A 16,581-nucleotide genomic window follows, 5' to 3' on the forward strand; every position below is an offset into this window, starting at 1 on the left:
TTCGGGCAGCGCGCTTCACGTCGCTCCGCAATGCGGCGGCGGGGCGGGGCGACACGGGTGGCACGCCGCTTGCTGAAACCGGGCCATGCCCGGACTGGCCAAGGGGAGCTTTCATATGACCAAAGCACTTGCGATCGGGGCCCTCGCGATGGGGGCGCTCGTGGCAGGGCTGACCGCCGTCGCGACGCCGGCCGCCGCCGACACCGACGTGAAATTCGCGCTCGACTGGAAGTTCGAGGGACCGGCCGCGCCCTACTTCGTCGCCCTCGACAAGGGCTACTACAAGGCCGAGGGCCTCAACGTCACCATCGACACCGGCCCCGGCTCGGTCGCCGGCATCGCCCGCGTGGCGGCCGGCACCTATCCGCTCGGCTTCTTCGACCTCAACTCGCTCGTCAAGTTCCGCGACCAGAATCCCGACAAGGCCGTCAAGGCCGTGATGATGGTCTACGACCGCCCGCCCTTCGCCATCGCCACCACCACCAAGACCGGCATCACCAAGCCGAAGGACCTGGAAGGCAAGGTGCTCGGCGCGCCGGCCGCCGACGGCGCCTTCGCGCAGTGGAAGGCGTTCGTGAAGGAGAACAGCCTCGACGATTCCAAGGTGAAGATCGAGAACATCGGCTTCCCGGTGCGCGAGCCGATGCTCGCCGACGGCAAGGTCGACGCCATCACGGGCTTCTCGTTCTCGATGTACTTCAACCTGCTCCAGCGCAACCTGAAGCCCGACGACATCAAGATCATGCTGATGGCCGACCACGGGCTGGTGCTCTACGGCAACGCCATCATGGTCAACCCGGAGTTCGCCAAGGCCAACCCGAAGGTGGTGGCGGGCTTCCTGCGCGCCACCATCAAGGGCATCCAGGACACCGTCAAGGACCCCGACGCGGCCATCAAGTCGGTGATGAAGCGCAACGAGACCGCCGACGAGAAGGCCGAGCTGGAGCGCCTCAAGATGTCGCTGCGCGACAACTTCGTGACGCCGTGGGTGAAGGAGAACGGCCTCGGCGACGTCGACATGGCGCGGCTCGCCAAGTCGATCGAGCAGATCGGCATCACCTACGAGTTCAAGGCCAAGCCGTCGCCGGCCGACGTGTTCACCAGCGAGTTCCTGCCGCCCGCGGCCGATCGCAAGCTGTGATCGCACGCCACTCTCGTCCGGTTCGGCGCACCGGCGCCGGACCGGATGCCCCATCATCCCGACCGCGTCTGCTTCCGACCTCCGGGCATCCGGCGGCGCCGCTCTGCGGATGGCGCCCCGCGCGGCTCCGGGTGGCGGGATCGGACCCGCCGGCGCAACCCGAGCATTCCATGCGTCACGTTCCTGTCGGCCGTGTCTGCGGCTCGCTTCCGGCGGAGGCCGCGTCATGACGGCCTTCGTCGACATCAAGGACGTCAGCCTGACCTACAAGGGCGCGGCAGGCGGCGTGCATGCCCTCGACGGCCTCGACCTCAGCCTGCAAAAGGGCGAGTTCGCCGCCGTCGTCGGCCCGTCGGGCTGCGGCAAGTCCTCGCTGATGAAGCTCGTCACCGGCCTGCTGCCGCCCGACCGCGGCAGCATCGAGATCGACGGCACCGCGGTGCGCGGGCCGGTCAAGATGGCCGGCATGGCGTTCCAGAATCCCAACCTGCTGCCGTGGCGGCGGGTGATCGACAACGTGCTGCTGCCGCTCGAGATCGTCGAGCCGCACCGCTCGCGCTTTCGGGCCGAGAAGGCGCGCTATCGCGAGGAGGCGCGGGCGCTGCTCGCCACCGTCGGTCTCGACGGCTTCGGCGACCGCTATCCGTGGGAGCTGTCGGGCGGCATGCAGCAGCGCGTCTCGCTGTGCCGCGCCCTCATCCACCACCCGGCGCTGCTGATGCTCGACGAGCCGTTCGCGGCCCTCGACGCCTTCACGCGCGAGGAGCTGTGGTGCGTGCTGCGCGACCTCTGGCAGAAGATCGGCTTCACCGTGATCCTGGTGACCCACGATCTGCGCGAGGCAACGTTCCTGGCCGACAAGATCCACGTCATGAGCGCCCGGCCCGGGCGGCTGGTGATGACCAGGCCCATCGATTTCCCGCGTCCGCGACCGATCGAGCTGTGCTTTGATCCGGCCTTCACCGACATCGTCCACGCGCTGCGTGCCAAGATCGGGGAGGTGCGCAAGGCATGAACACCAACACCATCGAACGCCTGTCGCCCTGGCTGTTCACCGTCGCCATGTTCCTGATCTGGGAGCTGGTGTGCCGCGGCTTCAAGGTCGACCCCTTCATCCTGCCGGCGCCGTCGCAGATCTTCATGGCGATGGGTCAGTACTGGTGGCCGCTCGCCAAGAACTCCTTCGTGACGCTGTGGACGACGCTCGCCGGCTTCGCGCTCGCGGTCGTGTTCGGCATCGTGCTCGGGCTGGTGGTCGGCTGGTCGCGCACCATCTACCGTGGGCTCTACCCGGTGATGATCGGCTTCAACTCGGTGCCCAAGGTCGCCGTGGTGCCGATCCTGGTGATCTGGTTCGGCATCGGCGAGATCCCGGCGATCCTCACCGCCTTCCTGATCTCGTTCTTCCCGATCGTCGTCAACGTCGCCACCGGCCTGTCGACCATCGAGCCGGAGCTGGAGGACGTGCTCCGCGCGCTCGGCGCCAAGAAGCTCGACATCATGCTGAAGATCGGGATTCCGCGCACCCAGCCCTATCTGTTCGGCGCCCTGAAGGTGGCGATCACGCTCGCCTTCGTCGGCACCGTGGTGTCGGAGACCATCGCGGCCAATGCCGGGCTCGGCTTCCTGATGGTGCAGGCGGGATCGAACTTCCAGATGCCGCTGGTGTTCGCCGGGCTGCTGCTGCTCGCCGCCGAAGGCATCATCATGTACGTGATCTTCGCGTATATCGAATCGTACTTCGTCGGCTGGGCGTTCCGCTCGTCGATGAGCGCGGCGGCCTGACCGGCAGCCTGCGCGGCTGTGACGACTCGAAACGGCCGGGGGCGACCCCGGCCGTTTGTCGTCGCCGGGCATGGCGAGCCGACATCAGCGGCCGTCGGCATGAGAGAGCATGTCGTGAGGCCTCGTGCCCCGGACGCGGCGCGCAGTGCCGCGAATCGGGGCCCAGAGCCGCAAGCGCCGTGATCGCTGCCCCTGGGTCCCGGGTCTCCGGCGCGTCGTCGCGCCTCCGCCCGGGACACGCGGGCTGCGACCAGATCAGACCAATGACAGCAAACGATGCTCAGGCCGGAACGCAGGTGTTGTCGACCGGGCAGACGGCCGCGCACTGCGGCTCGTCGAAGCTGCCCTCGCATTCCTGGCACTTGGCGGCGTCGATGACGTAGACGTCGCCCTTCATGCTGATCGCCTGGTTGGGGCACTCGAACTCGCAGGCCCCGCAGGCGGTGCATTGCGACGCGACGATTTTGTAAGCCATGGCCGATCTCCTTCCTAGAATCGCTATCAGGACGGGGCGCCGCGCGCCATTGAGGCAAATCCGGACCGGGCGCGGACGCGCGGCGTCCGGCCCGGGGTCTCAGCGGTCGGCGCCCGAGAACAGGATCGTCACCGGCCCAAGCTCGACCGGCTTCGCCAGCAGGCCGGCGAGGCCCGCGGTGCCGGTCGCCGAGACCGGGATGGTGGTGTGGGCGGTGGCGAGGCGGTGCGCCCGCACCACGGTCGGCTCGTCGACGACCACGACCTCGCCGCCGCTCGCCCGCACCCCTTTCAGGATTTCGAGCCAGTCGTAGGTCTCGTCGTCGAGGATGCCGTGGGCGAGGCTGTGCGGCGTCGTCTCCCACGCCCACATGAAGCGCGAGCGCGTGCGCGCCGCGGCCGCGAGATCGAGCCCGGCGCCCTTGTCGAACGCCCGGGCCAGTGGTGCGCAGCCCTCGGTCTGCACCGGCACGAGGCGCGGCAGCCGCGCCAGCGCGCCGGCCTGCGCCGCGATGGCGAGGCCCTGCGCCAGCGCGCTCGCCAGCGCACCGCCGCCGACCTGCACCAGCACGGTGCCGGGATCGCGGCCGGCCTTCGCCAGCATCTCGGCGATCTCGAACGCCAGCGTCCGCGCGCCTTCCACCGCGAGGCCGTTGTCGGGCCCCTGCACCCCGAAGGGAAGCGCTCCGGCCCGCACCGCGGCGCGGAACGCCGTCACGCACGGGTCGCCGGTCTCGCCGGGCTTGCGCTCGCACACGGTGACGCCCGCGCCGAGATCGGCGAGCCGCGCCACCACGGCCGGGCTCGCATCGGGCGGGATGAACACGTCGAGCGGCCATTCGGCGGCGCGTGCCACCACGGCGGCGGCGAGCGCCGCATTACCGCAGGACGCGATGGCGAGCCGGCGCGCCGGCAGCCCTTCGGCGAGCGGCAGGCGGGCGGCCGCCAGCACTCGCAGATAGAGCATGACGCCCATCAGGTGGCGCGCCTTGTGGGAGCCCGAGACGTTGCCGGTCTCGTTCTTCACCCACAGCGGCCCGGCACAGCCGATCGCCTGCGCCAGTGCCGGCTGCTCGGTCATCGGGGTGACGCGGAAGCCCTTCCCGTCCACCGCGATCAGGCGGCGGTCGAGAGCCCCGACGAGATCGACCCACGCCTGATCGGACAGGCCGGCGGCGCGCGCCAGCCGGTACGGCGACAGCAGCGTCCGGTAGCGCAGGAACGGATCGTCCTCGGGACCGGGCGCGAAGACGGCGTCGCCCTCCTCCGGCACCAGCAGGTGGTCGATGTCGTCGTCCGGGCGGGCCTGCGGGCAGGCGAAGGGCAGGCTCGTGTCGGTGGAAACGCGAGCGCCGCACCCATGACAGGTGAAGCGGGGAGCCGAGGTGGACATGACAGCTCATGTCGGGGGTCGGTTATGTCTGGCCGTCGCGGCCGGGCCGAGGCCCGGTCGCCGCTGCCGTCGCGCGGTCTTGCGCCGCGTCGATCGCTCTCGTGCCGGCGCGAGCGACGGCACGATCGTGGTCGGCACGCCCGGCGGCGCGCCGCATGAGCACCCCGGCGCCGCTCCGCGGCGACGCCGGGGCGCAGGTCTCAGGCCTTGCCGGCGCCGCTCGCGGCGTTGAAGGCGCGGATCATCTCGTCCCAGGCCGGGACCAGATCGAGCAGGCCGTCCCAGAACGACTGCCGGGCGCGGGCCGTGAACTCGTCGAGCGACACGCCCTGCTGCTCCACCCAGGTGAAGTAGCCGAGATTGAAGATGCGCTTGCGGTCCACATGGGTCAGCTCGATCAGGTGATCGGTGGCGGCGCCGCCGATCGCCCGGCCCCAGGTCTCGCCGGCCGCGACGCCGTCGAAGCGGTTGCCGAAATACTTCGGCATCGCCTTGGTGATCTCGCTGCCATACATGGCGGAGCCGTCGGTCGCCACCGTCATGATCACGTCGTCAGGGCCGAGGTCCCAGTACTTGGCGGCCTTGATGGCGGCCAGCATGTTGCACAGGCCAGACAGGCCGAGATGGCGGAGCTGATCCACCGTCGCGGGATCGAGACCGCGGCGCTCGACCAGGTACTTGCGCCCCTCGTCGGTGTTGAACAGCACGAACAGCGTGTCGGTCGAGTGGTCGCTGACGCCGACCACCATGTCGGTGTTCATCACGTTGTGGATGAACGGGACATGCTTGTCGCCGATGCCCTGGATGTTGTGCTCGCCGAAGCCGTTGTAGAGCAGCGTCGGGCACTCCTCGGCCTCGACCGCGACGATCTTGGTGCCGTAGGTGGCCTTGAGGTGATCGCCGGCCGCCAGCGTGCCGGCCGAGCCGGTCGCCGACACGTAGGCGGCGAGCCGCATGCCCTTGCGGCCGCCCGCGATGGTCTCGAAGATCTTCGCCATCGCGGCGCCCGTGCAGGTGCGATGGACCACGTAGTTCCCGAACTCGCAGAACTGATTGAAGATGATGTTGTCGGGATCGCGATCGAGCGCCGCGCAGGTGTCGTAGATCTCCTTGACGTTGCTCTCGGAGCCCGGCGTGCGGACGATGTCGGACGGCTCGGTGACCCAGCGGTCGAGCCAGTCGAATCGCTCCTTGCTCATGTTCTCGGGCAGCACCGCGACGCCGCGGCAGCCGAGGATGCGCGAGATGGCGACGCCGCCGCGGCAGTAGTTGCCGGTCGACGGCCAGATGGCGCGGTGATGGGTCGGATCGAAGCTCCCGGTGACGACGCGCGGCACCAGGCAGCCATAGGCGGCCAGCACCTTGTGGGCGGCGATCATCGGGAAGCGGTCACCGACCGCGAGCACGATGCGGGCCTTGACGCCGGTGAGTGCGCTCGGCAGCTCGACGAAGCCGGGCACGTCGACGAGATCGCGCCGCTCGGCGTCGTTCCACCAGTGGACGCGGAACAGGTTGAGCGGGTGCGGCGTGTCGGGATCGACCTCGCGCAGCCGGCTGCGGATGCCGGGCTCGATGGTGGTCGGATTCGCCAGCTCGGCGAGCGTCGGGAGACGGACATTCGCCTCGCGGAAGCGGGCGTTCGTCCGGGCGTAGACATTGGTGTCGACCACCGTCCGCTCGAGACCCAACCGTGCCATGATGTCCTTCCGTTTCGTGGTGATCGGCGAGTCGAGATTCGCTCGGCCGCACGGGGATGCGGCCCCCTCCCGGGCGGGAGAGGCCTTGCGGTTGCGGCACGGCCATCCTGCTGCGCGGCACAGTGCCGCGAAACGTCCGACCCGCCGTGCCTCGGGGTCGATATCACAACTGCGCCATGCGCTCCCACAGGCGGGCCGCCTCGGCGCGCGCCGCCGCCTCGAGGGCGCCGGCGTCGCCGGTCGTCAGACGGCCGTCGGCGACGACGTGCCGTCCTGCCACCACGACGTCCGCGATGGTGCCGGAACGGCGCACCACCAGGTCGCCGGCGGCACCGACCGCCAGCGGCTCGGGGTGGAGACCGAAACGCTGAGCCATCAGGGCATGGCCAGCGGCGAGCCGGCCGGCGGCGCGGTCGCCCGCCACCGCCTCGTCGCCGTTCTGCGCCGCGAGACGCGACAGCGCGGCCTGCTCGATCGCCATGTCGGGGTCCCAGCCGTCGACGCCGAGCGCCACGTCCGGCACCACCGACAGATTGCGCGCGTAGCCGACGCGATTGCCCTCGTTCGAGCGCGGGTTCTGGACGAACCAGGCGCCGTGCCGGGCGGCAAGGCGCACCTGGTCGGCGTCGAGATGGACGCCGTGGGCGAGAATCGAGCCCGGCATGATGGCACCGAGCGCGATCAGCCGCTCCAGCGGACCCGCATAGCCGCGCGCCTTGGCGTCGACCACGTCGGCGCCGTCCTCGGCGACATGAATGTGGGTGGCGGTGCCGAGCTCACGGGCGAGCGCGCCCGATTCGGCGACGGTCTCGTCCGACACCGTGAAGCTCGCATGCAGGCCGACCATGCCGCGCACCAGCCGCGACGGCTTCAGGGTGCGGCACTCGGCGAGCCCGCGCACCGCCTCGTCGCGGCCGAAATTGCGCTCGGTGGCGCCGAAGCACAGCACGGCGCGAACGCCGAGCTCCTCGCAGGCGCCGGCCAGGATCGCCAGCGAGCCTTCGATCAGGTTCGGCGACTCGTGGTGGTCGATCAGCGTGGTGGTGCCGGCGAGCAGCGCCTTGGCGACATAGTCGCGGGCGCCGGCCCGCAGCGTCTCCGGATCGATGGCGCGATCGAGGCGCCACCACACCCGCTCCAGGATCTGGACGAAGTTCTCGGGCGCCGGCTCGGCCTTGGGCATGCCGTAGGGCGCGAGCGCGCTGTAGATGTGGGTGTGGGCGCACACCGCGCCGGGGGCGATCTCGCCGTCCGCGCAGGCGAGCACCGGCGTGCCAGCCGGGGCGGCGGCCGCCACCACACCGTCGACGATCGTCACGGTACGGCCGTTGCGGTCGGGTCCGACGATCAGGGAGGCGGAAGACATCGGGTCAGCTCCGTCGTGGGGTGACGTGCGGGCCGGGCCGCGACGGCGCGCTCGGGTCCGGATGGGGTGGACCGGCGCGCCGTCGGGCTCCGTCGCGGGGGTCAGTGCCAGTCGCTGCGGTCACCGGGAATGTGGCCGACATTGATGGCGCGTGCGGCAGACGACTCCTTCATCGGCAGCCGATGGTGGCGGGTGCCGTCGAACATCGCGAGTGCCCCGGCGACCGCACCGGCGGTCGGCACCAGGCCGATCTCGCCGACGCCCTTGGCGCCGAACGGGCCGTCGGGCTCCGGCTCCTCCACCAGGATCACCTTCACCTTCGGCATGTGCTGGGCGCGCAGGACGCCGATCTCGCGCAGCTTGGCGGTCACCGGCATGCCGTCCTTGCACGGAAGCTCCTCGGTGAGAGCGTAGCCGAGGCCCATGTGGACGGCGCCCTCGATCTGCGCGGTGCACTGCTGCGGGTTGAGGGCGCGGCCGACGTCGTGGGCCGCCACCACCTCGGCGAGCGCGCCCTTGTCGTCGAGCACCACCATCTGGCTGGCCCAGCCGAAGGTGGTGTGGGTCTTGATCTTGCCGTTCTTGGTCTCGCCCGGCGCCGTGGTGTCGTCGATCACGGTCTCGCCCACATAGACGCGGCCGGCGAGCTGATCGAGCGACAGGCCCTGGGCGAGATCGGCGCGCAGCTTCTCGGCGGCGTCGATCATGGCACGGCCGGCCAGCAGCGTGGCGCGCGAGCCGGTGGTCTGGCCGGCGCCGAGCTCGAAGCGGGTGTTGACCTGCGGGCGGAACACCTCGGCCGGCAGATGCGTCACCTCGACGGCGCACTGGGTCAGGATGGTGAGAAGCCCCTGCCCCATCTCGGTGAAGCCGGTGTGCAGGTCGACGGTGCCGTCGGGCTGCACCACGAGGCGGGCATGGCCGCGCTCGATGGCGCCGTTGCCGAGGCCGGAGTTCTTCAGCGCACAGGCGATGCCGACCGCGCGGCCGGCGTTCTTGGCCGCATAGTAGTCGTCCTTGATGGCCGCCAGCGTCTTCTCGACGCCGACCGCACGCTCCAGGATCTGGCCGGTCGTGTAGGTGTCGCCGTTGCGCAGCACGTTGCGCCAGCGCATCTCGAAGCCGTCGATGCCGACCTTCTCGGCGAGCAGATCGAGGCAGCCCTCGATGGCGAAGCTGGTCTGGTTGACGCCGAAGCCGCGCATGGCACCGCACGGCGGATTGTTGGTGTAGGCGGCGGTCGATTCGATGTCGATCGCCGGCACCTTGTAGGGGCCGACCGCATGCCCGGCGGCACGCTCCAGCACCTTGCCGCCGACCGACGCATAGGCGCCCGAGTCGCCCATGATGCGCACCTTGGCGGCGGTGAGATGCCCTTCGGCATCACAGCCGACTTCGTATGTCATGGTGAGCGGATGGCGCTTCGGGTGCATGCGCACCGACTCTTCGCGCGTCAGCGTCACCCGCACCGGGCGGCCGGTGAGGCGCGCCAGCAGGCCGGTCTGGGCCTGGATGGTCATGTCCTCGCGGCCCCCGAAGGCGCCGCCGTTCGGCACCAGCTCGACGAACAGCTTGTCCTCCGGCTCGCCGAGGATGGCGGCGACCTGGCGGCGGTCGTCGAAGATGCCCTGGCCCTGGCTGTACATGTGAAGGCGGCCGTCCGGCAGCGGCACCGCCAGGCACGCCTCGGTCTCCAGGAACAGATGCTCGATGCGTTGGGTCTGCCAGGTGCCGGTGACCACATGGGCGGAGGCGGCGAGCGCCGCATCGGCGTCGCCCTTCTCGATGCGGGTCACCGACAGCACGTTGGCGTGCTTGGGGTTGACCTGCGGGGCACCGGGCTTCACCGACTCGAACGGATCGAGCACCGCCGGCAGCGGCTCGTACTCCACCTCGACCAGCTTGGCGGCCTCGCGGGCGATGCGGGCCGTGTCGGCCGCCACCGCGGCGACGACGTCGCCGACATAGCGGACCTCCTCGCCCTCGGCGACGAAGCACGGCCAGTCCTTGTAGATGAGGCCGACCCAGCGGTCGCCGGGCACGGCCTTGGCGGTCGCCACCGCGCGCACGCCGGGCAGCGCCAGCGCCTTCGTGGTGTCGATGCGCTTCACCAGCGCGCGGGCGTGCGGCGACAGCACCACGACGCCGTGCAGCAGGCCGGCGACGTCGATGTCGGCGACGAACGGACGGCGGCCGAGCGCCAGGTCGCCACCCTGCCAGCGCTGGAGCGATTCGCCGACGCCGCCATTGTCGATCACGGTCGGCAGCGCGCCACCGCGCTTGGCCTTGTGGATCAGCTCGATGGCATCGATGATCTTGACGTAGCCGGTGCAGCGGCACAGATGCCCGTCGATCGCCTTGGCGATCTCGTCGCGCGTCAGCTCGCGGTCCTGATCGGTGAGATACTTGGTGCGCAGCACGAGGCCGGGCGTGCAGTAGCCGCATTGCAGGCCGGCGGCCGCCTGGAAGGCGTCGGCATAGAGCTGGAGCTCGTTGTCGGAGACGCCTTCGAGCGTCAGGATCGAGCGGCCCTCCACCTGCGCGATCTTGATCGAGCAGGTGACCTTGGGCTGGCCCTCGATCAGCACCAGGCAGCAGCCGCACTCCTTCTGCGGGCCGCAGCCGGGCTTGATCGACTTGATCTTGAAGGTCTCGCGCAGCACGTCGAGCAACGGCTCGTCGCCCGACGCCTCCAGCTCGCGAGGTTCTCCGTTCAGCCGGAAGCGGACGGTCTTCATTGGGGCGCCCCTTCTAGAAGCCAAAGTCGCCGAAGGCGTCGTGCAGCTGCTCGCTGCGCCGAAGCTTGGTCCGCGCGGTCTCGCCGAGTGCGAGCGCGACCTCCGCGCAGAGGTAGTTGAGGAGGCTCATCGGAGCCACGTAGGAATCGAACAGATTGGCGCCGCGGCCGAGGCAGCGGAAGGTGACGGCGGCCTCGTCGGCGAGATCGCCGAGCGACGGATCGGCGAGCAGCACCACACGGGCGCCCGCCTCGTTGGCGACGCGCAGCGTCTTGGCGAACACCGGCGGCCGGCGGCGGAAGCCGACCATCAGCACGGCATCGCCCGGCGACAGCGCCGACAAATCCTCGGCGAGCGTCTGGCCCGGCACCGGCAGCAGCCGGACGTCGGGCTTCACATGAACCAGCAGCTCGCGCGCATAGAGCGCCAGCGCATAGCTGTTGCGGAAGCCGATCGTCCACACGCTGCCGGCATCCGCGAGAATACGGACGGCGAGCCGCGCCTCCTCGACCGCGACGCCTTCCAGCGTGCGGGTGAGGCACGACAGGTCGTGCTCCAGATGACGACCGAGCGATCCCGGCAGGACGGCGCCGTGCATCTCGGCGAGCGGCGAGCCGGCCGCATAGCTGGCCCGCGCCTGCTGACGGAGATCCTGATAGTCGACGAAGCCGAGGCGGCGCACCAGGCGGGTCGCGGTGGCCTTCGACACACCGGCGCGCTCGGCCAGCTCGGTCGCCGAGTAGGCCGCGAGCTCGCCCCCCATCGACAGCAGCACGTCGGCGATCTTGCGCTCGCCGGCCGGGAGCCGCTCGTAGTGAAGGCGGATGGCGTGGTCCAAGGGAAGCCCCATGCGACGAAAGGAAACACAAATTTCATCTAGACGCAATCACAAAATTCGTGTTTCATGAGGCTGGATGATCCGGGTATAGGCCGCGCCGAGGCGCGACGGCATCCGGACCGTCCCGAGTTGCGACAAACACGCACGCCGCCGGCCGAGCACGACCGCGGACGTGCGGCCCGGCGCAGCTCGCAACCAACGGGCGAACGGTCCGGGCTGTCCAGCCTGCGGCATTCAACTGGAGATCGACATGTCGAACCTCGACAAGCGCGTGGCCGAGCTGGCTGCCAAGTATCATCCGTTGGCGATCGAGATCCTGAAGGAAGCGATCCGCATCCCGGCCGATTACGTGGATCGTCCGGTCGAGCAGGGCGGTGATCCGCGTTGCGGCACCTCCAATCACGAGTTCCCGCGGCTCGACTACCTGCGTCGCCGCATCGTCGAGATCGGTGCCGTGCGCCGGCCCGAAGACGTCGACTTCGATGCGTTCGGCAATCTCGTGTGGACCGTATCGGACCCGAGCGACGGCATCCCGGCCGATCAGAAGAAAGTGATCTATCTCGACGGCCACACCGACACCGTGAAGCCGCTGCGCGACGTGTGGCTGGCCAAGACCAACGGCGGCGTCGACGTCTACAACGGCCTCATCGACCGCTCGAAGATCACCAAGGCGATGCTCGAGAAGGAGCTCGGCTGGGTGCCGCCGGAAACCGAGTGGGACAATCTCTTGTTCGGGCGCGGCTCGGCCGATCAGCTCGGCGGCGTCATCGCCCAGATCGTCGCCTCCAAGATCATGCTGGAGCTCGCTCCGGAAGGCGCCCTCAAGGGCGTGATCGTGCGCTCCTACGCGACCGTCTGCGAGGAGGACAACGACGGCGCCGGCCCGATGTATGTGATGCGCAACGTGCTGCCGGGCGCCAAGCCCGAGCTGATTCCGGACGTCGTGATCCTCACCGACTCGACCGGCGACGCCAAGAAGGGCGCCCTCGGCATCTATCGCGGCCAGCGCGGCCGCATGCAGATCGAGGTGACGGTGACGGGCCGCTCGTCGCACGGCTCGATGCCGTGGATGGGCCTCAACCCGCTCGAATACGGCGGCGCCATCATCAAGGAGGCGGCCGAGAAGTACGAGAAGCGCGACGGCTTCCTCGACAACCCGTTCCTCGGCCACGGCACCCGCACCGCCTCGTGGGCGACCCTCGATTCGCCGAGCGACTGCGCCGTGCCGGCCCGCTTCGTGTTCCGCTTCGACCGCCGCCTCACCATCGGCGAGACGCCCGAGCAAGCCGTCAAGGACGTCGAGAACCTGTCGTCGGTCGCCGCGGCGCGCGCCGCCGGCCTCGAGGTCGAGGTCGCCATTCCGGTCTATCCGGATGCGAGCTGGAAGGGCTACGTGCTCAACAATCCGCAGATCTATCTCGGCTGGGTCACGCCCGAGGATCACCCCGCCATCAAGGCCGCGGTCACGTCCTACGAGGGCGTCGTCAGCCCGCATGTGAACGGCAAGCAGAACGAGGGTGGCTTCATCCCGAAGGAGCCGCGCGTCGATCGCTGGATCTTCTCCACCGACGGCGTCGGCTATCCGGTGCCGAAGGACGACACCTCGATCCCGGTGACCGCATCGAAGAACTGGGTGGTGTCGGGCGCCTACAAGCACCCGGCGATGTTCGGCTTCGCGCCCGGCATCGAGCAGAACACCCACAAGATCGCCGAATGCGTCGACGTCCGCGAGGTGCGGCACGCCGTGGCGTTCCTGGCGCGCTTCCCCAGCGTCTTCGCGGCCGGACAGTGACCGAGATGGCCGCATAAGGCCTCACACAGCACGGGTGCCCCATGGACAAGCCGTTCCGCCCTGCCCCGCTCGAGCTTCTCGCCCGCTGGATCTTCGGCGAGCTGGACTCGCGCGACACGGTTCTGGGTATCCCGCAGGCGAGCTTCGCGGTCCCCGGACCGCGACTCGCCTCGCGGGTGTTCGGACGCACGATCGCGGCGCCGCTCGGCGTCGCGGCCGGCCCCCACACGCAGCTCGCCCAGAACATCGTGGCGAGCTGGCTGTGCGGCGCGCGCTTCATCGAGCTGAAGACGGTCCAGATTCTCGACGAGATCGCGGTCGCCAGACCGTGCATCGATTCGGCCGACGAGACCTTCAACTGCGAATGGTCTCAGGAGCTGAAGCTGGAGCAGTCCTTTCGGGAGTACCTCAACGCCTGGGTGCTGATGCACGCCCTGGCGCATCGGATGGGCCTCGCCGATCCGGGCACCCACTTCGCCATGAGTGTCGGCTACGACCTGGCCGGCATTCAGAACCCGCGCGTGCAGTGGTTCATCGCATCGCTGCGCGACGCGGGTGATGCCCTCTCCGAGGCGATCGACGAGGTCGCCTCGGTCTATCCGGCGGTGCGCGACATCGAGATCCCGCGCCAGATCTCCGACCACGTCACGCTGTCGACCATGCACGGCTGCCCGCCGAGCGAGATCGAGCGCATCGCCCGCTATCTGTTGACCGATCTCGGCGTCCACACCTGGATCAAGTTGAACCCGACGCTGCTCGGTCCCGATCGCCTGCGCGGCCTGCTCAACGACACGCTCGGCTTCGACAACATCGAGGTGCCGGACGCCGCCTTCGAGCACGACCCGCGCTTCGCCGACGCGATGACGATGGTGAAGAACCTCGCCGCCGTCGCTGTCGGCCTGCCGCAGAGCTTCGGGCTCAAGCTCTCCAACACGCTCGAAGTGGTCAACCGGCGGCCGGTGTTCCCGGTCTCCGAGAAGATGATGTACATGTCGGGCCGCGCCCTGCACCCGCTGACGCTGACGCTGGCGCGTCTCGTCACCGAGGAGCTGGAAGGCCGGGTGCCGATCAGCTTCTGCGGCGGTGCCGACGCCCAGAACTTCCCGGATCTCGTCGCCGACGGGCTCGGGCCCGTCACGGTCTGCACCGATCTGCTCAAGCCCGGCGGCTACGGCCGGCTCCAGCAGTATCTCGTCAACCTCAACGCCGCCATGTCGGACGCCAAGGCCGACAGCATCGAGGCTTTCGTGGCGGCGCGCTCGGGCGGCAAGGGGCCCCGCCACACTCTCCTCCGCCACGCCGAGCGGGTCGCCGCCGAGCACCGTTACGCCAAGCGCGAACGGCCGCTCCAGTTCAAGGGTCCGCGACCGCTCGGCCGCTTCGACTGCATCGCGGCGCCGTGCCAGGAGGCGTGCCCGGCGCACCAGAACATTCCGGACTACCTGTGGCTGGTCGGCCGCAACCGGCCGACCGACGCGCTCGACGTGATTCTGCGCACCAACCCGCAGCCCGGCATGACCGGCAGCATCTGCGACCATCCCTGCACCGAGCGCTGCGTCCGCAATTTCTACGACGCGCCGCTCGCCATTCGCGAGGTGAAGCGCTTCGCCTTCGAGCACGGCACCGCGCCGACCGAGCGCCCCGGCGCACCGAACGGCATCAAGGTGGCCATCGTCGGCGCCGGACCGGCCGGTCTCGCCGCCGCCTACTATCTGGTCAAGGCCGGCTTCGAGCCGGTGGTGTTCGATGCGCGCGCCTCGGCGGGCGGCACCGTCGATGGCGTCGTTCCGGCCTACCGGCTCGCCGACACCGCCATCGTCTCCGACATCGACCGCGTGCGCCGGCTCGGCGTGCGCATCGAGTTCGGCAAGGCGCTCGGTCGCGACATCACGCTGGCCGAGCTTCGCCGGGACTTCCCCTACGTGTTCCTCGGCGTCGGCGCCCAGCGCGGCAAGCGGCTCGGCATCGATGGCGAGAGCGCCGAGGGCGTGGTCGACGCCATCGCGTTCCTCAACGCCGTGCGGGCCAAGCGCCCGCCCGCGATCGGCCGCCGCATCCTGGTGATCGGCGGCGGCAACTCGGCCATGGACGCCGCCCGCACGGCGCGTCGCCTCGTTCCCGACGGCGAGGTGACCATCGTGTACCGTCGCACCCGCACCGAGATGCCGGCCGACATCGAGGAGATCACCCATTGCCTGGAGGAAGGCGCGGTGATCCGCGACCTCGTCGCCCCGGCCCGGGTGGTGACCGAGAACGGCCGCGTCGTCGCCCTCGCCTGCACCCGCATGAAGCTCGGTCCCTACGATGAGTCGGGCCGGCCGCGGCCGGTGCCGGCCGGCGGCGAGGAGATGCTGCTCGCCGACACCATCATCCCGGCGATCGGCCAGGAGCCGGTGCTCGACTTCCTCGACGGGCTCGACATCGAGCGTCGCCGCGACGGCACCCTGGTGACCGACGCCGCCACCGGCGAGACCAGCGTCTCCGGCCTGTTCGCGGGCGGTGACGTCTCGCGCGGGCCCGCCTCGGTGATCAAGGCGATCGCCGACGGCCGCGCCGTCGCGGCCGAGATCGGTCGCCGCCATGGTGTCGCGCTGGCGGCCGAGCCGGTGCTCGACAAGCACGCCGATCCGAGCGCGCTGGTCGACAAGAAGGCGCGCCGCATCGCGCCGCAGACCGTGCCGGTGCTGCCGGTCGCCGAGCGAGCCGGCTTCGCCGAGGTGATCGGCGGCTTCGGTCCCGAGGCGGCGATGCGCGAGGCGAGCCGCTGCCTGGACTGCGACGAGCTGTGCAGCCTGTGCGTCACGGTGTGCCCCAACCGCGCCAACCTGGCCTACACGGTGACGCCTTACAGCGTGACCTGGCCGGCCCTGGAGGCCCGCGGTGGCCGTCTCGTCGAGACCGGCACCGTGTCCTACGCGGTGCGCCAGCAGGTGCAGATCGTCAATGTCGGCGATTTCTGCAACGAGTGCGGCAACTGCACGCCGTTCTGCCCGACCTCGGGAGCGCCCTATCGCATGAAGCCGCGCTTCTGGGTCGACGCCGATGGCTGGCGCGAGGCCACCAGCGACGCCTTCCGGCTGGAGCACCGCGACGACGGTGTCGCGGTCGAGGCCAAGCTCGGTGGGCATGTTCACCGTCTCGAACGCCACGACGGCACCGCGACCTATCGGTCCGACAAGCTGGTGGCCCGCCTCGATCCGAGCGGCTGGAGCCTGCTCGGCTGCGAGCCGGCCGGCCCGCTCGCCGAGGGCGAGACGCTCGACCTGTCGCCCTGCGCCACCCTGATCGCCCTCCTCGACGCCGAGTCCGTGCTGCCAGCCTGCTGACCCGACGCCGATCGACCAACCCCGACCCGTC

Annotated in this window: 11 protein-coding genes; 5 read left to right on the forward strand and 6 right to left on the reverse strand. The window is 70.0% G+C overall.

Translation table 11 applies throughout. The features are described from left to right. Positions 1 to 115: 115 nt before the first annotated feature. From ACFQUV_RS12760 to ACFQUV_RS12770, 3 genes are all read left to right on the forward strand, one after another. A complete protein-coding gene (locus ACFQUV_RS12760; protein WP_129611460.1) occupies positions 116 to 1,141 on the forward strand; it encodes an ABC transporter substrate-binding protein in 1,026 nt (341 codons plus the stop codon). 226 nt (positions 1,142 to 1,367) lie between these two features. Beyond that, positions 1,368 to 2,156, forward strand: coding sequence for an ABC transporter ATP-binding protein (locus ACFQUV_RS12765; RefSeq protein ID WP_111385901.1), 789 nt, complete (start codon positions 1,368 to 1,370; stop codon positions 2,154 to 2,156). Beyond that, entirely contained in the window at positions 2,153 to 2,926 is a 774-nt protein-coding gene (locus ACFQUV_RS12770; protein WP_111385900.1) for an ABC transporter permease, read from the forward strand. Before ACFQUV_RS12765 ends, ACFQUV_RS12770 begins: the two co-directional genes overlap by 4 nt. Positions 2,927 to 3,206: 280 nt before the next feature. Here the strand turns inward: ACFQUV_RS12770 and ACFQUV_RS12775 are convergent, their stop codons facing one another. The 6 genes from ACFQUV_RS12775 to ACFQUV_RS12800 all read right to left on the reverse strand — a co-directional run bounded on the left by ACFQUV_RS12775 (position 3,207) and on the right by ACFQUV_RS12800 (position 11,432). After that, positions 3,207 to 3,401, reverse strand: coding sequence for a 4Fe-4S dicluster domain-containing protein (locus ACFQUV_RS12775; protein WP_111388737.1), 195 nt, complete (start codon positions 3,399 to 3,401; stop codon positions 3,207 to 3,209). Between the two features lie 99 nt (positions 3,402 to 3,500). After that, a complete protein-coding gene (locus ACFQUV_RS12780; RefSeq protein ID WP_129611461.1) occupies positions 3,501 to 4,793 on the reverse strand; it encodes a pyridoxal-phosphate dependent enzyme in 1,293 nt (430 codons plus the stop codon). Between the two features lie 200 nt (positions 4,794 to 4,993). Beyond that, positions 4,994 to 6,490: a pyridoxal-phosphate dependent enzyme gene (locus ACFQUV_RS12785; protein ID WP_129611462.1), complete on the reverse strand. Its 1,497-nt coding sequence runs from the start codon at positions 6,488 to 6,490 to the stop codon at positions 4,994 to 4,996. Between the two features lie 163 nt (positions 6,491 to 6,653). Next, entirely contained in the window at positions 6,654 to 7,856 is a 1,203-nt protein-coding gene (locus tag ACFQUV_RS12790) for an amidohydrolase family protein (RefSeq protein ID WP_129611463.1), read from the reverse strand. A gap of 101 nt (positions 7,857 to 7,957) precedes the next feature. Then, the gene (gene xdh, locus ACFQUV_RS12795; protein ID WP_129611464.1) at positions 7,958 to 10,594 is read right to left on the reverse strand and encodes a selenium-dependent xanthine dehydrogenase; all 2,637 of its coding nucleotides are present in this window, start codon (positions 10,592 to 10,594) and stop codon (positions 7,958 to 7,960) included. A 13-nt stretch (positions 10,595 to 10,607) separates the two neighbouring features. Continuing rightward, complete coding sequence (locus ACFQUV_RS12800; RefSeq protein ID WP_158859604.1) at positions 10,608 to 11,432, reverse strand: MurR/RpiR family transcriptional regulator; 825 nt, start codon at positions 11,430 to 11,432, stop codon at positions 10,608 to 10,610. Positions 11,433 to 11,682: 250 nt separating this feature from the next. On the opposite strand from ACFQUV_RS12800, the gene ACFQUV_RS12805 reads away from it, so the two are divergent. Both ACFQUV_RS12805 and ygfK read left to right on the forward strand, forming a co-directional pair. Further along, positions 11,683 to 13,224: a M20/M25/M40 family metallo-hydrolase gene (locus ACFQUV_RS12805; protein WP_129611465.1), complete on the forward strand. Its 1,542-nt coding sequence runs from the start codon at positions 11,683 to 11,685 to the stop codon at positions 13,222 to 13,224. A gap of 41 nt (positions 13,225 to 13,265) precedes the next feature. Then, a complete protein-coding gene (ygfK, locus tag ACFQUV_RS12810; RefSeq protein ID WP_129611466.1) occupies positions 13,266 to 16,550 on the forward strand; it encodes a putative selenate reductase subunit YgfK in 3,285 nt (1,094 codons plus the stop codon). The last annotated feature ends 31 nt before the right edge of the window (positions 16,551 to 16,581 follow it).

This window comes from Rhodoplanes sp. P11, assembly GCF_964266735.1.
GTDB lineage: Bacteria > Pseudomonadota > Alphaproteobacteria > Rhizobiales > Xanthobacteraceae > Rhodoplanes > Rhodoplanes serenus.